General features: G+C 62.6%; 16 protein-coding genes and 1 riboswitch. Of the genes, 11 read left to right on the top strand and 5 right to left on the bottom strand.

Annotation, left to right across the window (positions count from 1 at the left end):
• Positions 1-10: 10 nt before the first annotated feature.
• Positions 11-598 (top strand): 5-formyltetrahydrofolate cyclo-ligase, encoded by a 588-nt coding sequence (locus BUA36_RS23885; RefSeq protein WP_072788177.1) that lies wholly within the window; start codon positions 11-13, stop codon positions 596-598.
• Here the strand turns inward: BUA36_RS23885 and metF are convergent.
• Genes metF through ahcY form a run of 3 tightly spaced genes read right to left on the bottom strand, consistent with a single transcriptional unit; the run spans position 595 to position 3,242 of the window.
• On the bottom strand, positions 595-1,422 hold the full coding sequence (gene metF, locus BUA36_RS23880; protein WP_072788174.1) for a methylenetetrahydrofolate reductase [NAD(P)H]: 828 nt from the start codon (positions 1,420-1,422) through the stop codon (positions 595-597). The two genes, BUA36_RS23885 and metF, sit on opposite strands and share 4 nt — an antisense overlap.
• Positions 1,409-1,765, bottom strand: a complete 357-nt coding sequence (locus BUA36_RS23875) for a phage holin family protein (RefSeq protein WP_072788172.1) — start codon at positions 1,763-1,765, stop codon at positions 1,409-1,411. Before BUA36_RS23875 ends, metF begins: the two co-directional genes overlap by 14 nt.
• A 49-nt stretch (positions 1,766-1,814) precedes the next feature.
• Complete coding sequence (gene ahcY / locus BUA36_RS23870) at positions 1,815-3,242, bottom strand: adenosylhomocysteinase (protein WP_072788170.1); 1,428 nt, start codon at positions 3,240-3,242, stop codon at positions 1,815-1,817.
• Between the two features lie 28 nt (positions 3,243-3,270).
• A riboswitch (S-adenosyl-L-homocysteine riboswitch) is annotated at positions 3,271-3,339 on the bottom strand.
• Between the two features lie 113 nt (positions 3,340-3,452).
• On the opposite strand from ahcY, the gene BUA36_RS23865 reads away from it, so the two are divergent.
• Positions 3,453-3,965: a hypothetical protein gene (locus BUA36_RS23865; RefSeq protein WP_072788168.1), complete on the top strand. Its 513-nt coding sequence runs from the start codon at positions 3,453-3,455 to the stop codon at positions 3,963-3,965.
• A gap of 149 nt (positions 3,966-4,114) precedes the next feature.
• On the opposite strand, the gene metK is transcribed toward BUA36_RS23865, so the two are convergent.
• Positions 4,115-5,281 (bottom strand): methionine adenosyltransferase, encoded by a 1,167-nt coding sequence (gene metK, locus BUA36_RS23860; protein WP_072788166.1) that lies wholly within the window; start codon positions 5,279-5,281, stop codon positions 4,115-4,117.
• A 176-nt stretch (positions 5,282-5,457) separates the two neighbouring features.
• On the opposite strand from metK, the gene BUA36_RS23855 reads away from it, so the two are divergent.
• Genes BUA36_RS23855 through dapF form a run of 3 tightly spaced genes read left to right on the top strand, consistent with a single transcriptional unit; the run spans position 5,458 to position 8,054 of the window.
• Positions 5,458-6,309, top strand: coding sequence for a lysophospholipid acyltransferase family protein (locus tag BUA36_RS23855; protein ID WP_072788164.1), 852 nt, complete (start codon positions 5,458-5,460; stop codon positions 6,307-6,309).
• Entirely contained in the window at positions 6,306-7,184 is an 879-nt protein-coding gene (locus BUA36_RS23850) for an LpxL/LpxP family acyltransferase (protein WP_072788162.1), read from the top strand. The genes BUA36_RS23855 and BUA36_RS23850 overlap by 4 nt, the downstream gene beginning before the upstream one ends.
• Positions 7,185-7,190: 6 nt before the next feature.
• A complete protein-coding gene (gene dapF / locus BUA36_RS23845) occupies positions 7,191-8,054 on the top strand; it encodes a diaminopimelate epimerase (protein WP_072788161.1) in 864 nt (287 codons plus the stop codon).
• Here the strand turns inward: dapF and BUA36_RS23840 are convergent.
• A complete protein-coding gene (locus BUA36_RS23840) occupies positions 8,051-9,595 on the bottom strand; it encodes a tetratricopeptide repeat protein (protein WP_072788256.1) in 1,545 nt (514 codons plus the stop codon). The genes dapF and BUA36_RS23840 overlap by 4 nt on opposite strands.
• 408 nt (positions 9,596-10,003) lie before the next feature.
• Between BUA36_RS23840 and BUA36_RS23835 the strand changes: the two genes are divergently transcribed.
• From BUA36_RS23835 to BUA36_RS23810, 6 genes are all read left to right on the top strand, one after another.
• On the top strand, positions 10,004-11,056 hold the full coding sequence (locus tag BUA36_RS23835; RefSeq protein ID WP_072788160.1) for a porin: 1,053 nt from the start codon (positions 10,004-10,006) through the stop codon (positions 11,054-11,056).
• Between the two features lie 115 nt (positions 11,057-11,171).
• Positions 11,172-11,840, top strand: a complete 669-nt coding sequence (locus BUA36_RS23830; protein ID WP_072788159.1) for a DUF484 family protein — start codon at positions 11,172-11,174, stop codon at positions 11,838-11,840.
• An 11-nt stretch (positions 11,841-11,851) separates the two neighbouring features.
• A complete protein-coding gene (locus tag BUA36_RS23825) occupies positions 11,852-12,787 on the top strand; it encodes a tyrosine recombinase XerC (RefSeq protein WP_072788158.1) in 936 nt (311 codons plus the stop codon).
• Between the two features lie 132 nt (positions 12,788-12,919).
• Positions 12,920-13,987 carry a CobW family GTP-binding protein gene (locus tag BUA36_RS23820; protein WP_072788157.1) on the top strand — a complete coding sequence of 356 codons (1,068 nt, stop codon included), beginning with the start codon at positions 12,920-12,922 and terminating at the stop codon, positions 13,985-13,987.
• Between the two features lie 82 nt (positions 13,988-14,069).
• On the top strand, positions 14,070-14,516 hold the full coding sequence (gene dksA, locus BUA36_RS23815) for an RNA polymerase-binding protein DksA (protein WP_072788156.1): 447 nt from the start codon (positions 14,070-14,072) through the stop codon (positions 14,514-14,516).
• 119 nt (positions 14,517-14,635) lie between these two features.
• Positions 14,636-15,940: an STAS domain-containing protein gene (locus BUA36_RS23810; RefSeq protein WP_072788155.1), complete on the top strand. Its 1,305-nt coding sequence runs from the start codon at positions 14,636-14,638 to the stop codon at positions 15,938-15,940.
• The last annotated feature ends 57 nt before the right edge of the window (positions 15,941-15,997 follow it).

The following is a 15,997-nucleotide window of genomic DNA, read 5'->3' as shown; positions in this document are numbered from 1 at the left end:
TGAATCAATTATGACCAGCGCTCCAAGAATACCACGCAGCGATGCCAACTCACCAGTACAGAAGGCGGATTTACGGAAGCAACTGCTGACCGCGCGCCGCGCCATCGACAGCGGCATGCGCGCGGTCTGGGACCATGCAATCGGCGCGCAGGTGATCGCCTGGTGGAAGGCCGCGCAACCGTCCGCGCTGGGCGTCTACTGGCCACTGCGCGACGAGCCGGATCTGCATGCGGCCTACGCCGAGCTGTCACGCCTGGGCGCGAAGCTGATGCTGCCGGTGGTGGTGGAAAAACATGCGGCGCTGGAGTTTGCCGAGTGGAGCATCGGCGAGGCCATGGTCAGGGATGCGATGGGAGTCGCGGTGCCGGCCGACCTGCGCTTGCAGGCGGCGTATCCACCGGCGCTGCTGGTGCCCTGCCTGGGTTTCAGCCCGCAAGGGTATCGCCTGGGATATGGAGGAGGATTCTACGACCGCACGCTGGCGCGTTACGATCCGCGCCCGCAGACGCTGGGGATTGCGTATCAGTGCCTGCAGGTGCGCTTTGACAGCGACGGTCACGATGTGGCGCTGGACCGCATCGTGACCGAATCCGCTTAAACCAGGCGTTGCCACAGCGCGGTGGTCGCCGCAGCCTGGTTCATGCTGTAGAAGTGCAGACCGGGCGCACCGCCTTTGAGCAGGCGTTCGCACAATGCCGTGACCACGTCCAGGCCAAAGGCCTTGATCGAGGCCGAGTCGTCGCCGAAGCTGGCCAGCTTCAAACGCACCCAGCGCGGAATCTCGGCGCCGCACATATCCGAGAAGCGCATCAGCTGCGTGTAGTTCGTGATCGGCATGATGCCCGGCACGATAGGCACGTTGATGCCCAGCTTGTTGGTTTGCTCGACAAACTGGAAGTAGGCATCCGCGTTGTAGAAGTATTGCGTGATCGCCGAGTTGGCGCCCGCCTTGATCTTGCGTTCAAACGCCTGCAGGTCGTCCTGCGGCGAGCGCGCCTGCGGGTGGACTTCGGGATAGGCCGCCACTTCGATGTGGAAGTGATCGCCCGTCTCCTGGCGGATGAATTCCACCAGCTCATTCGCATAACGGAACTCGCCGGCCGCGCCGTAGCCGCTCGGCAGGTCGCCGCGCAGCGCAACGATGCGCTTGATGTTATGCGATTTGAACTCGGCCAGGATGTCGCGGATCGACTCGCGCGTACCACCTACGCAGGACAGGTGCGGCGCGGCGTCTTCACCAGCGGCCAGGATTTCCACCACGGTGTCCAGCGTGCCGCGCTGCGTGGTGCCGCCGGCGCCAAAGGTCACGGAAAAATACTTCGGTTTTAATGCGGACAGCTTGGTGCGCGTAGCGCGCAGCTTTTCCGCGCCTTCCGGCGTTTTCGGCGGGAAGAATTCGATACTGAAATTAGGATTGTCCATCTGGGTTCTTCAGAAGTAAGGTAGACAAAGCCCAGGAAATCACGCTGTACAACAGTGCGCCACCGACGGCCGACAGGAAGCTGTCGACGTGGAAGCCATCCACCCACTGCGCCACCAGCCAGAACATGAAGCCGTTGACGATAAAGATGAACAAGCCCAGTGACAGCAAGGTCACGGGCAGCGTCAGCAACAGTAACACAGGACGTATCAGCGTATTGACCAGGCCCAGTACAAGCGCCGCGACGAGGGCCGCCTTAATGCTTATGACATCGACGGAATGCATCAGGTAAGGCACTGCCAGCAAGGCAATTGCATTGATTAACCAGGTAAGGACCAAACGCATGTAAAGTTCTCGCTGCAAAAAAAGCGGGGCCATTGGCCCCGCTTTCAGATTAATAACGGTAGTGGTCTGGCTTGTACGGACCTTCTTGCGTCACGCCGATGTAGGCCGCTTGCTCTTCGGTCAGCACGGTCAGCTGCGCATTCAGCTTTTTCAGCTGCAGGCGCGCGACTTTTTCGTCCAGGTGCTTAGGCAGCACGTACACACCCACCGGGTACTTGGCCGTGTTGGCGTACAGTTCGATCTGGGCGATGGTCTGGTTGGCGAACGACGACGACATCACGTACGAAGGGTGGCCAGTGCCGCAACCCAGGTTGACCAGACGGCCTTCGGCCAGCAGGATGATGCGTTTGCCCGATGGGAAGATCACGTGGTCCACTTGCGGCTTGATGTTTTCCCAGGTGTACTTCTTCAGTGCAGCAACGTCGATCTCGTTGTCGAAGTGGCCGATGTTGCAGACGATGGCCTGGTCCTTCATCTTCAGCATGTGCGCTTCGGTCAGGATGTGATAGTTGCCGGTGCAGGTGACGAAAATGTCGCCATGCTCGGCAGCGTAATCCATGGTCACCACGCGGTAGCCTTCCATCGCCGCTTGCAGCGCGCAGATCGGATCGATCTCGGTTACCCACACTTGCGCCGACAGCGCGCGCATGGCCTGGGCCGAACCCTTGCCGACGTCACCGTAACCGGCGATCACGGCGATCTTGCCGGCGATCATGACGTCAGTCGCGCGCTTGATGCCGTCCACCAGCGATTCGCGGCAGCCGTACAGGTTGTCGAACTTGGACTTGGTGACGGAGTCGTTGACGTTGATCGCGGGGAAGGCCAGCTTGCCTTCTTTGTGCATCTGGTACAGGCGGTGTACGCCGGTGGTGGTTTCTTCGGTCACGCCCAGGATGTGCGGCAGACGCTTGGAGTACCAGGCTGGATCTTTGGCCAGGCGGGCCTTGATGGCGTTGAACAGGCAGATTTCTTCTTCCGAGCCAGGCGCGGCCAGTACCGAGATATCTTTTTCAGCGCGCGCGCCCAGGTGCAGCAGCAGCGTGGCGTCGCCGCCGTCGTCCAGGATCATGTTCGAGTAGACCGGGTTGCCAGCGGCATCGTTAGGCCATTCGAAGATGCGGTGGGTGTACTCCCAGTATTCGTCCAGGGTTTCGCCCTTGATCGCGAACACCGGGGTGCCGTTGGCGGCGATGGCCGCTGCAGCATGGTCCTGGGTCGAGTAGATATTGCACGAAGCCCAGCGCACGTCGGCGCCCAGTGCCTCCAGGGTCTGGATCAGCACGGCGGTCTGGATGGTCATGTGCAGCGAACCGGTGATGCGCGCGCCTTTCAGCGGCTGCGCAGCAGCAAACTCTTCGCGAATGGCCATCAGGCCAGGCATTTCGGTTTCAGCAATCTTGATTTCTTTGTTGCCCCATGGCGCCAGCGAAATATCGGCAACCAGGTAGTCTTGAGCGGATTTGAGTACGGCGTTCATCACGCCCTCCTTTCATGAGTTGAAAAAAGTAACGTGAGCGCGGTTGGGGATCTCCGAGCCTGGCGAAGCATAGTTCGTCGCAGCGCTCCTCGGAACGTGCATTTTAGCATCGTTAAACCGGGATGGCGACAACAATCCGCCCGTTTGTGGCGGCGCAAACCGCTGCCGGCAGGGCCGGCCTCTATTTTATTTTTGCCCGCGAGTGCCGCCATGACCATCGATCCGCGCGACGCCATCTGGAACGAAACCCATGACCTGCTGTACCGCGCCAGCTATGCCGCCGAGCTGGAAACCGCGCTGCTGGCACGCTGGGTCTGGCTGGACAGCGTAACCAAGATTGCCGTCGCAATCGCGTCCGGCGGCGCGGCGCTCGCCGGCCTCGTATTCTGGAAAAATAGCGACTATACTTTTTTATGGCCGAGGTTCACGTCAGCCAGTACGCTGCTGGCCATCATTTCCAAACAGCTGGCGGTCGCCGACAAACTCAAGACCCATACGGGCTTGGCCACCGCACTGAGCGCGATGGTGATAGATATAGGCTCGCTCATCGTCCGCATGAAAATCAATGCGGATTTTCCGGTCGCGGATTTCGAGAAGAAACTGCTGGGCTTCAGGAGCGCCTACCGCGTGGAGGTCAGCCAGTTTCCGCATGATCTGCTGCTCACGCAGGCGCTACGCATCAGCACGCAGGAAGCGGTGAATCGCGCCATCGGCTATCAATAAAGGACGCAGGATGATGCATAAAGACGACCCCAGGCGCTACGAACCGCCCAACCCGATCCCGCCGCCGCCCAAGCGGCCAACGTAGCACGCCAGATAGCACAACGCCCCGGATCCGGGGCGTTGGTGTTTTCAGCTAAGGCTGAGCTTGATTACTTGAGGCCGGCCGCGGCGCGCAGGATGGCGGCCTTGTCGGTGCGCTCCCACGAGAACTCCGGCTCTTCGCGGCCGAAGTGGCCGTAGGCGGCGGTCTTGGCGTAGATCGGACGCAGCAGGTCCAGCATCTGCACGATGCCTTTCGGGCGCAGGTCGAAGTGCTCTTGCACCAGTTCGGCGATTTTCTCGTCCGAGATCACGCCGGTGCCTTCGGTGTACACGGTAATGTTGATCGGACGGGCCACGCCAATCGCGTACGACACCTGCACCTGGCACTGGCGCGCCAGGCCGGCGGCCACCACGTTCTTGGCGACATAGCGCGCGGCGTAGGCAGCCGAACGGTCGACCTTGGACGGGTCCTTGCCCGAGAACGCGCCGCCACCGTGTGGCGAAGCGCCGCCGTAGGTGTCAACGATGATCTTGCGGCCGGTCAGACCGCAGTCGCCTTGCGGGCCGCCAATCACGAAACGGCCGGTCGGGTTGACCAGGTACTTGGTGCCCTGCAGCCATTCTTTCGGCAGCACCGGTTTGATGATTTCTTCGATGACGGCTTCTTCAATCGCCTTGTGCTGCATCTCTGGCGCGTGCTGGGTCGACAGCACCACGGTGTCCACGGCAACCGGACGGCCGTTGACGTAGCGCAGCGTGACTTGCGATTTGGCATCTGGACGCAGCCATGGCAGGCGGCCGTCCTTGCGCAGCTGCGACTGGCGCTCCACCAGACGGTGGGCATAGTGGATCGCGGCCGGCATCAGTTCAGCGGTTTCATCGCAGGCGTAGCCAAACATCAGGCCCTGGTCGCCCGCGCCCTGGTCCAGATCCAGGCCTGCGCCTTCGTCCACGCCCTGGGCAATGTCCGGCGATTGCTTGTCGTAGGCGACCAGCACGGCACAACCCTTGTAGTCGATGCCGTATTCGGTGTTGTCGTAGCCGATGCGCTTGATGGTTTCACGCGCTACTTGAATATAATCAACGTTGGCGTGGGTGGTGATTTCACCTGCCAGCACGACCAGGCCGGTATTGCACAGCGTTTCAGCGGCAACACGGGCTTTCGGGTCCTGGGCCAGAATCGCGTCGAGAATGGCATCGGAAATCTGGTCAGCGACCTTGTCTGGGTGACCTTCCGAGACGGATTCAGAGGTGAAAAGATAATCATTTGACATCGCAAGCTCCTGCTATAGGGGTGTAAACGGAATTGTCGCTTACCACGATGGCTTGCGACGCTTTAGCGATATTTATATCCCGCTTCGCAAGTTGTCATTAACTCAGCGGCTACTACTCTCATGGTATTTTACGCTTTTTTGAAAAAACTTGCTTCTGACACAGGCACAAAAACGACATGCTGGTTCCCATCTTCCGTTTTCTCTCCATCTTCCCATTGCCATTTTTGCATGCCATCGGTGCAGCACTGGGCTGGGTGGTGTACTGGACGTCGCCGTCCTACCGCCGCCGCATGCGCGACAATATGCGCCAGGCCGGCGTCAGCCAGCATCTGCGCGCCGCCGTGGCGGAGGCAGGCAAGAGCATCATCGAGCTGCCCTTCATCTGGTGCGCCGACCCGGCGCGCGTGTCGCGTCATGCCACGCTGGAGAACTGGGAACTGGTGCAGGCCGCGCTGGACGCCGGCCGCGGCATCGTCTTCATGACGCCGCACCTGGGCTGTTTTGAAATCGTCGCCCAGGAAATCGCCCTGCGTACCGAGCTCATGGTGATGTACCGTCCGCCTAAAAAAGCCGCACTCAAGCCGCTCATCGAAGGCGCCCGCGCGCGCAACAACCTGCTGCTGGCGCCAGCCAATATGTCCGGCGTGCGCATGCTGGCCAAGTGCCTCAAGAAAGGCAAGCCAGTCGGCGTGCTGCCCGACCAGGTGCCGCAGGAAGGCGAAGGCGTGTGGGCCACTTTCTTCGGCCGCGACGCCTACACCATGACCTTGCCGGCCAAGCTGGCCCTGCTTGGCGACGCCACCATCATCGTCACGTACGCGCAGCGTCTGCCCGGCGGCAAAGGCTATGTGATACGCTTCGTGCCCTTTGACGGCACGCTGGAAGGCGATAGCGCCGACCAGGCCCAGGCGATTAACACCGCCATGGAACGCCTGATCGTGCGCGAGCCGTCGCAATATTATTGGAGTTACAACCGCTACAAGGTGCCGCATGGAATTGACGCACCATCGGCGGGAGAACAAGTATGAAATTGATGTTAGGAATAATGTGGCTGCTGCACTGGCTGCCGCTGCCGGTGCTGGGCCGCTTTGGCGACGCCATCGGCAGCCTGCTGTTTGTGCTGCTGCGCTCGCGCCGCCATATCGCGCTGACCAATCTGCGCCTGTGCATGCCGGAGCTGACTGAAGCCGAGCGCGTGGACATTGCACGCCGCCACTTCCAGGCGTATTCGCGCAGCGTGTGGGAGCGCGCCATCCTGTGGTGGGCGCCGGAGTCGCGCCTGAAAAAGCTGATCCGGATTGAGCCGGCCGGCGAAATCCCGGTGGCCCAGATGACGGAAAAGCCGACCATCCTGCTATGCCCGCACTTCGTCTGCCTGGATGTGGCGGGCGCCTCGATCGCCATGGAGGCCAGCGCCTCGTCGATGTATGTGACGCAAAAGAACGCCGCGTTTGACCAGGTGCTGCGCGCCGGCCGCGCGCGCTTCAAGCCGGTCAAGCTGTTCACGCGCCAGGACGGCATCAAGCCCATCCTGCGCGCGCTGCGCGACAAGCTGCCCTACTTCATGCTGCCGGACATGGACTTCGGCGAGAAGGACGCCGAGTTCGTGCCCTTCTTCGGCATCCAGGCCGCCACGCTGACCGCCACCGCGCGCATTGCCGCCACCACCGGCGCGCAGGTGATGCCGGTGATCGCCACCTTTCTGCCCGATTACCAGGGCTGGCGTGTGAAATTTTATCCAGTGTGGGACAATTACCCGGGTGAGGACATGGTGGCCGCGACCCGCCGCATGAACCAGTTCATTGAAGAACGGGTGCGCGAAGCGCCGGCGGAATACTTCTGGACCCACAAACGCTTCAAGACGCGCCCGCAAGGCGAGCCTTCGCTGTACAGCCAACACTAAAAGCCCATGAAACTGACATTCACCAAAATGCACGGCGCCGGCAACGACTTCGTTGTCATCGACGGCGTCAACCAGCACATCGATTTCACGCCGGCGCAATGGAAGCTGCTGGGCGACCGCCGTTTCGGCGTCGGCGCCGACCAGATCCTGCTGGTGGAAAGGCCTACCGAAGCGGGCTGCGATTTCCGCTATCGCATCTTCAATGCCGACGGCGGCGAAGTGGAACAGTGCGGCAATGGCTCGCGCGCGTTCGTGAAGTTCGTGTCGGAAAAAGGGCTGACCGACAAGCAATCGATTACCGTGCAGACCAAGGCCGGCGTGATCGCGCCGCGCCTGGAAATCGACGGCAGCATCACGGTCGACATGGGCGCGCCAGTGCTGGAGCCGGCCCGCGTGCCGTTTGACGCGGAAGGCCTGCATGGTGAACGGCAGGGCCAGGATACGCTGTGGCCGCTGGTGCTGGAGCTGGGCGGCGCGCGCGAAAGCGTGCTGATCTCGGTAGTGTCCATGGGCAATCCGCATGCGGTGCAGGTGGTGCCGGAAGTCGATACCGCGCCGGTGGAACTGACCGGCCCGCTGATCGAGCATCACTGCCGTTTCCCGAACCGCGTCAATGCCGGCTTCATGCAGGTGGTCAACCGCCAGCACGTCAAGCTGCGCGTGTTCGAACGCGGCGTGGGCGAGACGCTGGCCTGCGGCACAGGCTCCTGTGCGGCCGTGGTGGCCGGCATCCGCCGTGGCCTGCTGGACAGCCCGGTGCGCGTCGATGCGCGCGGCGGCCAGCTGTCGGTAGCCTGGGCCGGCGAAGGCCAGCCGGCATTCCTGACCGGCCCGGCCGTGACCGTGTTTGAGGGTGAGATCGAGATCTAGGCAGCCAGCAGGTCGTCGTCGCCGACGGCCGGCAGCCAGGTCTTGAGCCGGTAAAGGCGCTGGCGATAATTGCCTTCCAGCCCGTCCGGCCCGCTGTCGATGGATTCAAACAGACGCACGATGCGGTCCAGCGCCTGCCGCTCGCGCGCCGTGCGCAGCAGCACCAGCCGGCGCTTGCTGCGGCCGTAGCTGGCGCGGATGTCCACCACCAGGCAATGGCCCTGGTCGGCCGCCTTCACATCCAGCAGCAACGCTTCCGCCCGGCTCAGGCCGAACAAGGCGGCCAGCTCCAGCCGTGCCGCCAGCAAGGGCTGGCTTTCCAGTAACTCCCGCGTCAGACACGCCAGCAGGCTTGCCATCCAGCCCGCTTCCTTGGGCGCGGCAGCAACCCGCGCCAGCGCCGTCTCCGCTTCCGCGCAGCCTTGCGCAGCCGCTTTTTGCAGCCAGTAGGCGGCGCGTACATCGCTGTACTCGTCCGTGCGGCGGTTGCGCCACGCGTACATGCCGCACTCGAGCTGCGCGCCGCAATGGCCCATTTCGGCCGCCCGCTCCAGATAGCTTTGCGCCTCCGCCACGCAGCGCTGGGAGAACTCGGGTTTCAGATAGATGCGCGACAGCGCGTACCACGCATCCGCCAGGCCCTGCTCGCCGGCCAGCGTCAGCCAGCGGATCGCACGCTTGAAGTTGACGGCGGCAATGCCATTGCTCTGCCGCTTGCCGTCGCCATCCATGCGGGCAAACCACAAACCCAGCGCCAGCTGGGCGCTGCGTTCGCCCGCGTAGGCGGCCAATTCCCGGCATTGATGCAGTTCAGCGTCGAGGTCGGCCGGCGGCAGCAGATCGGCACAGCGCGCCAGCAAGTTGAGTTGCTGCGGCCCCGGCAGCCAGTCGGTGGCGCGCGCCGCTTCCGCATCGGCGGGCGCTGCCGCCAGCAACGGTCCCAGCAACGGCCGCGCCGCTTGCAGGAATGCGGTGGGCTCCTGCTGCCACAGCTGGTCCAGCCGTTGATAGTCCGCGGCGGCAATCGCGTTGTCCGCGCACCACATCTGCGGCGCAGGACGGCGGACCGCGACAGGACGCACGCGGCGCGGCGCCGCTGCGGCCGGGTTGAGCGGACCGCCGCCGTGTGGCTGCGTGAGCAGCCATTGCGCTTCGGTCAGGCCGGCACGCGCGGCCACTTCCAGCGCCTGTTGCGCCTTGTCGTGCAAGGCGGTGGCCCCGGCTTGCGCCGGATGCTGCAGCACCAGTTGCGCCAGCACCAGGCCCGCGTGTTCGATGCCGGCGTCATAGGCGCGCTCATACCAGCGCAGCACATCGGGCAGGCAGTTCCGGGCAATGTCATAGGGAATGTGGCTGCCGATCAGGCGCCATGCCTCCGCCTGCTCCTGCCGGGCGGCACGGCTCAGCCAGTGCAGCGCGGTTGGCATGTTGAGCGGCAGACCGGCGCCGCCAAACAAGTAGAGCTTGCCCAGCGCCAGTTGGCAGTCCGCGTCTCCGGCACGGGCGCCACGTATGATCCCTAACTCTTCTCGATTGGCCATCGTCTCTTTATGAATGCGATTCATCGAAAGCGGGGGACACCGCTGTGTTGTCTGCGGCGCCATATGAACCTAAGTTTAGCGTGCGATTGACGCCACACACCAGCCATACGCCCAAACAATATGCGTAGCGGCTTGATCTGCCACAAGCGCCCTCCCCCGCTCCGACCTGTACGCTAGAGCTGTTTTTATGCCCTGATGCAGGCAAATCGCGCTCGGAACGGGGCAAATAAGGGGGCGGGCAAACGTTTCAAAAATACAACAGGAAGCCGGGCTTACACGGCTTTCGACCAAAACAACTCGTCACAATCGACCATTCCAGCACAATTGCCGCAGCCAGCCATTAAGGTTCTAGCAACCGGCAGTCTTGCAGCAGTGGGGATGAGGACTACACTTATAAAGGAATCACAAATGAAAAAAACTCTGGTGGCTCTGGCACTGACTGGCGTATTTTCTGTCGCCTACGCGCAATCGTCCGTGGTGATTTACGGCACGCTGGATGCAGGTGTTTCGCGGCGCACCGATACCGACGTGACTGCCGTCGGCAAACGCGATAACAACAAACTCGGTTTCCGTGGCGTGGAAGACCTCGGCAGCGGCCTCAAGGCGCTGTTCCAGCTGGAAATCCGCTACGAGCCGGACACCGGCGTGATTGAAAGCACTACCCGCCCCCTGTTCCAGGGCCAGAGCCGTGTCGGGCTGCAGGGCGACTTCGGTACGCTGCGGATCGGCCGTGCGCTGACCGCATTCCAGGAAACCAGCACCGCGTTTGAACCGTGGGCCGGCATGCCAGCCGTGGCCGGCTACCAGACTGACCTGCAAGTGGCAGGCTATACCTCCGATCCGCTGAGCCCGGCCGGCAACTCGGCCAACCGTTTCTCCAACGCCGTGTTCTACAACACGCCAGTGATCGGCGGCATCTTCCAGCTCAACGTTACCGTCGGCACCAAGGAGGCCGCCAACAACCCGGTCATCATTGGCCGCGGCACGGCCACCCTGCCGCAATTCCCGGCCAACACCATGGCGCCGGTCAACCCATATTCGCTGAGCGCCACCGTGACCAACGGCCCGGGCGCGGCCTATGTGGCGTATGAACGCAACGCCGTGTCCACCAAGCTGTGGTCGATCGGCGCCTCGTTCAAACCGATTCCCGACCTGAAGCTCATGGGCTCCTACCAGCGCCAGGACCAAGACTACAGCGTGCCGATCAACCCGATCACCAAGGCCTGGCTGATCGGCGCCAACTACAACATCGGCGCCGGCATGATACGCGCGGGCTTCGGCCAGAAAACCCCGGACAACGTGCTCAACAGCGCAGCCATTGCCAAGACCAAGCAGTTCTCGCTGGGCTATGACTACAACCTGTCGCCACGCACCTATCTGTACATCGATGGCACCCGCAAGAAGCTGACGCCGGCGGCCACTTTCAACTTCTACAGCGTGGGTATCCACCACAACTTCTAACCAGCGCAGTCGCCAAGAACTGCCAGCGTGAGTTGGGGAATGACGGGCATGGGTCCACCATGTCCGTTTTTTTTCGTTTAGAATTGCAGTTCAACCTAGCCTACCAAGTACTTCAATGACTTCCCCACTGGACTCCAACGCCGTCGCGCAATACCTGACCGACCACCCGCATTTCTTCGAAGAGCACGCTGAGCTGCTGGGAGAAATCAAGTTATCCAGTCCGCTGACCGGCCGCGCCGTATCGCTGCAGGAACGCCAGATGGAAGTGTTGCGCGACAAATACAAAGCGCTGGAACTGCGCATGCACAACCTGATGCGCCTGGCGTCCGAAAACGAAGCCATCGCCAACAAGTTCCACCGCTGGACCCAGACCCTGCTGCAATCGGAAGATGTGGGCTCCATGCCACACGCGGTGACCAGCGGCCTGAAAACCGCGTTTGAAGTGCCGCAGGCGACCGTGCGTATCTGGGGCGCCGCGCCCGACTACCGCGACGAGTGGTTCGTCAAGGGCGTGTCGGACGATGCCCGCATCTTCGCCAACAGCCTGCTGGCGCCGTACTGCGGCGCCAACAAGGACTTTGAAGCGGTGCGCTGGCTGGACGATCCGACCGCCGTGGTATCGACCGTCATCATCCCGCTGCGCAAGCCGGGCGACAAGCAAGCGTTCGGCCTGCTCATCATGGGTTCGCAGGACGCCAACCGCTTCACCGCGCTGATGGCCACCGACTTCCTGGTCCACATCGGCGAAACCACCAGCACCGCGCTGGCCTGGCTGCTGGCCTGAGGCCCGGCGCCATGAGCGACGCTCCAGACGGCAAGCTGGCCTGGATCGACGCCTACCTGGCCCATCTGGGCGGCGTGCGGCAGCTGTCGAAGCACACCACTGCCGCCTACGCGCGCGACCTGCAGGCGCTGGCCACACTGACCGGCGCCCAGGACTGGCCGCAGATCGACCATTTCGCGATCCGCCGCCTGGCCGCCAAGCTGCACGCGCAGCAGCTCGATCCCCGTTCGATTGCGCGCAAGCTGTCCAGCTGGCGCGGCTTTTTCAACTGGCTCAGCGACAAAATGGCGCTGGCCGCCAACCCGGTCCAGGGCGTGCGTGCGCCCAAACGCGCCAAGACGCTGCCACGCGCGCTGTCGGTTGACGATGCGGTGCAGCTGGTGGCGCCCGCGCGCCCGGCGGCCGGCACCGGCGGCGAGCCAGCCGCGCTGTGCAACCGCGCCATGTTCGAGCTGCTGTATTCCAGCGGCCTGCGCGTCTCCGAGCTGGCCAGCCTGGACCGCATGCCCAGCCGCGATGGCCTGGGCTGGGTAGAAATCGGCAACCGCGAAGTCATCGTCACCGGCAAGGGCAACAAGCGCCGCAGCGTGCCGGTCGGCAGTGCCGCCATGGAGGCGCTGCAGGCGTGGCTGGCCGTGCGCCCCGCGCCCACCGACGGCAGCGACGCACTGTTCCTGAGCACACGCGGCACACGCGTGTCGCCGCGCGTGATCCAGCAGCGCCTGCAAACCCATGGCGTCCAGCACGGCGCGCCGGTCCACGTGCATCCGCACATGCTGCGCCACTCGTTTGCCTCGCACGTGCTGCAATCCTCGGGCGACCTGCGCGCGGTGCAGGAAATGCTGGGCCACACCAGCATCGCCTCGACCCAGGTCTACACGGCGCTGGACTTCCAGCACCTGGCCGAGGTCTACGACAAAGCCCATCCGCGCGCCAAACTGAAATAAACCCCAGCCAGCGCGTACTGACATCGCTCAATCAGGCGAATTGCTGGCGCCGCAAATATTCCGGCATAATCGGCCGGTTGTATTTTTGCATTTAATCCCCATTTAGGGTTCCCCGATCACTGATAACGCGACATGGCTATGATTCCGACCACCATCCTCACCGGCTTCCTGGGCGCCGGCAAGACCACCTTGCTCAATCGCATCCTGCAGGAAGAGCATGGCATGCGCATTGCCGTCATTGAAAACGAGTTCGGCCAGGAAAACATCGACAACGAAATCCTGGTGCAGGACAGCGGCGAGCAAATCGTGGAAATGAACAATGGCTGCATCTGCTGCACCGTGCGCGGCGACCTGATCGTGGCACTGAGCAATCTGGCGCAAAAGCGCGAAGCGGGCGAAATCCAGTTTGACCGCGTGGTCATCGAAACCACCGGCGTGGCCAATCCTGGTCCGGTAGCGCAGACTTTCTTTGTTGACGAAGAAGTGGGCGCTAACTACATGCTGGACGCCGTGGTCACCGTGGTGGACGCGCGCCACGCGATGGACCAGCTGGACCAGCACGAAGAAGCCCAGCGCCAGGTCGGTTTCGCCGACAAGCTGCTGCTGTCCAAGGCCGATCTGGTGAACGCAGACCAGCTGGCGGCGCTGACCGCGCGCCTGACCCGCATCAACCCGCGCGCGCCGATCAGCAAGTCTGACTTTGGCCGCGCGCCGATTGCCGAGGTGCTGGACCTCAAAGGCTTCAACCTCAACGACAAGCTGGAGCTGGACCCCGACTTCCTGCTGACCGAGCAGACCCACGAAGACGGCCATGTCCATGACGAGCACTGCGGCCATCATCATGAGCATGACCATGCGCATGGCGAGCACTGCGATCACGACCACCACCACAGCCATCACACCGATGACATCGCGGCGTTCGTGTTCAAAAGCAAACGTCCGTTTGACACCGCCAAGCTCGACGAGTTCCTCGGCGGCCTCATCAATGTCTACGGTCCTCGCATGCTGCGCTACAAAGGCGTATTGTTCATGCAGGACGCTGATCGTAAAGTAGTGTTCCAGGGCGTGCACCAGATTATGGGCAGCGATCTGGGCGCAAAATGGGGAGAAAACGACGTTCGTGGCAGCAAAATGGTATTTATCGGTAAAAATCTGCCCAAAGACATCTTTATTAGCGGTTTAGAACAATGTCTGGTATAAACTATCCCGGTTTTGTGGGTAAAACCACAATCCCGGGCTGATTAATGTGACAAACTCTGTCGTATCGAAGGTAAGCGAAGTTATGACCAAAACTAATAAATCGACCCCAGCAGCCGCCGAGCGCATCCTGACCGAAGAAGAAATTCTGAAGATGGATGACAAGGATTATATGAATCCAGCGCAGATGGCCTTCTTCAAGGCCAAGCTGCAAGCACTGGAAAAAGAGCTGCTGAAGAACGCTGGCGAAACCACCGAACACCTGCGCGAAACCGTGCTGGTGCCGGACCCTGCTGACCGCGCCACCATCGAGGAAGAGCACGCGCTGGAACTGCGCACCCGCGACCGTGAGCGCAAGCTGCTCAAGAAAGTCCAGCAGTCGATCGTGGCCATCGACAACAACGACTACGGCTGGTGCGAAGAAACCGGCGAGCCGATCGGCATTCCCCGCCTGATCGCGCGTCCCACCGCCACGCTGTCGCTGGAAGCCCAGCAACGCCGCGAACTGAAGCAGAAGCTGTACGGCGACTGATCGTTCCATCTCAGCAAAAAGCACGCGCCTGACCCCGCGTGCTTTTTTTACGCCGTTTTGCACAGTCCGTCCGATAGGTAATGCGGCAAAGCTGCCGCTTGCGGCTACACTATGTCGCTATGGGATTGTTCTCTATCTTCAAGAAGTCCGAGACCTTGCCGCCGCTCACCGACGATGAAGCGGCGCGGCTGGCTGCCAACAGCGAAGCCGAGCGCCAGAGCCAGCAAGCGCGCCAGCGCGAAATCGCCCGCGCCACCGCCATGAAGATCGATGCGATTGAATCGGCCATGGCGGCCGACATCTTCAACCTGCCCGAACCCGCCTGGGGCAGCCAGCGTCCCGCACGGCCGCCGCGCGCCGCCGGCAACGACGCCTTCGACGCCATCGCCACCACCCTGCTGCTGGGCGATGACGCGCTGCCGCTGGCCGTGGCCGATGCCGCCACACCCGTGGTGGAAGAAATCGCCATCCTGTACGCCAACGGCCAGTGCGCCGTCGCCGAGCAGATGCTCAGCGACGCGGTTGCCGCTACGGCCGGCCTCAACAGCGACCGCACGCCGTGGTGGATGCTGTTCGACCTGTACCAGGTCAGCGGCCAGCAAGACGCGTTTGACAGCCTGTCGATCGACTATGCGAGCACGTTTGAAACCTCGCCGCCGCCATGGAATGCGCCGGCCGCGCTGGCCACCGCCTCGCCTGGCTGGGCCGGCCTGACGCCCACCGCGGCCCTGTCCGGCGTGCTCGACCAGCACATCGCACCGCAACTGGAACGCCTGCGCCAGCAAGCCGCCAGCAGCCCGGTGCTGCGTCTCGAATTCAGCCGCGTCAGCGCCGTCGATGCCGACGGTTGCGCGCTGCTGCTGGACACGCTGCGCCAGCTGCAAGCCAGCCAGCGCGAGCTGATCCTGGTCGGCGCCCCGGCCCTCGCCACGCTGCTGCGCGACGGCATCGCCACCGGCCGCCGCGAAGGCGGCGACGCGCCGTGGCTGCTGTTGCTGGAACTGCTGCAGCTGCAACAACGCGAAAAGGAATTCGAGCACACGGCCATGGACTACTGCGTGACGTTTGAAGTCTCGCCGCCGTCGTTCACGCCGCCACAGCAGGTGGCGATGGCGCCGGTGCAGAACATCGCCGCCTCGTCCGACCGCTTCATGCTGCCGCCCGTCATCGAACATCAGCTGGGGCCTTTACTCCCGGCGATCCAGCAGTATGCTGAACAGTACCCGGCGCTGGTCTTCGACTGCTCGCGCCTGACCCGCATCGACTACGCCAGCGCGCTCCAGCTGCATTCCGTGCTGCAAGCGCTGGCGGCGCAAGGCGAGGGCCGCAAAATCGCCCTGCGCGACGTGAACCATCTGGTCACGGCGCTGTTAAGATTACTCGGCTACGCCAGCCTGGCGCGCATCTACCCGCACAAGTATTAACTTGCAATTCCGTTTCCCAGCCCCATTTTCCAGTCTTGAAGCAGTCCGCATCATTAC

The sequence above is a fragment of the Duganella sacchari genome (genome assembly GCF_900143065.1).
GTDB classification, from domain to species: domain Bacteria; phylum Pseudomonadota; class Gammaproteobacteria; order Burkholderiales; family Burkholderiaceae_D; genus Rugamonas; species Rugamonas sacchari.
The sequence above is the reverse complement of the archived record's forward strand: the minus strand, read 5'-3'. Positions and strand labels throughout refer to the sequence as shown.

Coding starts and splice junctions, on each gene's coding strand:
- BUA36_RS23885 (WP_072788177.1), top strand. CDS start 11: ATGACCAGCGCTCCAAGAATACCACGCAGCGATGCCAACTCACCAGTA.
- metF (WP_072788174.1), bottom strand. CDS start 1,422: ATGGACAATCCTAATTTCAGTATCGAATTCTTCCCGCCGAAAACGCCG.
- BUA36_RS23875 (WP_072788172.1), bottom strand. CDS start 1,765: ATGCGTTTGGTCCTTACCTGGTTAATCAATGCAATTGCCTTGCTGGCA.
- ahcY (WP_072788170.1), bottom strand. CDS start 3,242: ATGAACGCCGTACTCAAATCCGCTCAAGACTACCTGGTTGCCGATATT.
- BUA36_RS23865 (WP_072788168.1), top strand. CDS start 3,453: ATGACCATCGATCCGCGCGACGCCATCTGGAACGAAACCCATGACCTG.
- metK (WP_072788166.1), bottom strand. CDS start 5,281: ATGTCAAATGATTATCTTTTCACCTCTGAATCCGTCTCGGAAGGTCAC.
- BUA36_RS23855 (WP_072788164.1), top strand. CDS start 5,458: ATGCTGGTTCCCATCTTCCGTTTTCTCTCCATCTTCCCATTGCCATTT.
- BUA36_RS23850 (WP_072788162.1), top strand. CDS start 6,306: ATGAAATTGATGTTAGGAATAATGTGGCTGCTGCACTGGCTGCCGCTG.
- dapF (WP_072788161.1), top strand. CDS start 7,191: ATGAAACTGACATTCACCAAAATGCACGGCGCCGGCAACGACTTCGTT.
- BUA36_RS23840 (WP_072788256.1), bottom strand. CDS start 9,595: ATGGCCAATCGAGAAGAGTTAGGGATCATACGTGGCGCCCGTGCCGGA.
- BUA36_RS23835 (WP_072788160.1), top strand. CDS start 10,004: ATGAAAAAAACTCTGGTGGCTCTGGCACTGACTGGCGTATTTTCTGTC.
- BUA36_RS23830 (WP_072788159.1), top strand. CDS start 11,172: ATGACTTCCCCACTGGACTCCAACGCCGTCGCGCAATACCTGACCGAC.
- BUA36_RS23825 (WP_072788158.1), top strand. CDS start 11,852: ATGAGCGACGCTCCAGACGGCAAGCTGGCCTGGATCGACGCCTACCTG.
- BUA36_RS23820 (WP_072788157.1), top strand. CDS start 12,920: ATGGCTATGATTCCGACCACCATCCTCACCGGCTTCCTGGGCGCCGGC.
- dksA (WP_072788156.1), top strand. CDS start 14,070: ATGACCAAAACTAATAAATCGACCCCAGCAGCCGCCGAGCGCATCCTG.
- BUA36_RS23810 (WP_072788155.1), top strand. CDS start 14,636: ATGGGATTGTTCTCTATCTTCAAGAAGTCCGAGACCTTGCCGCCGCTC.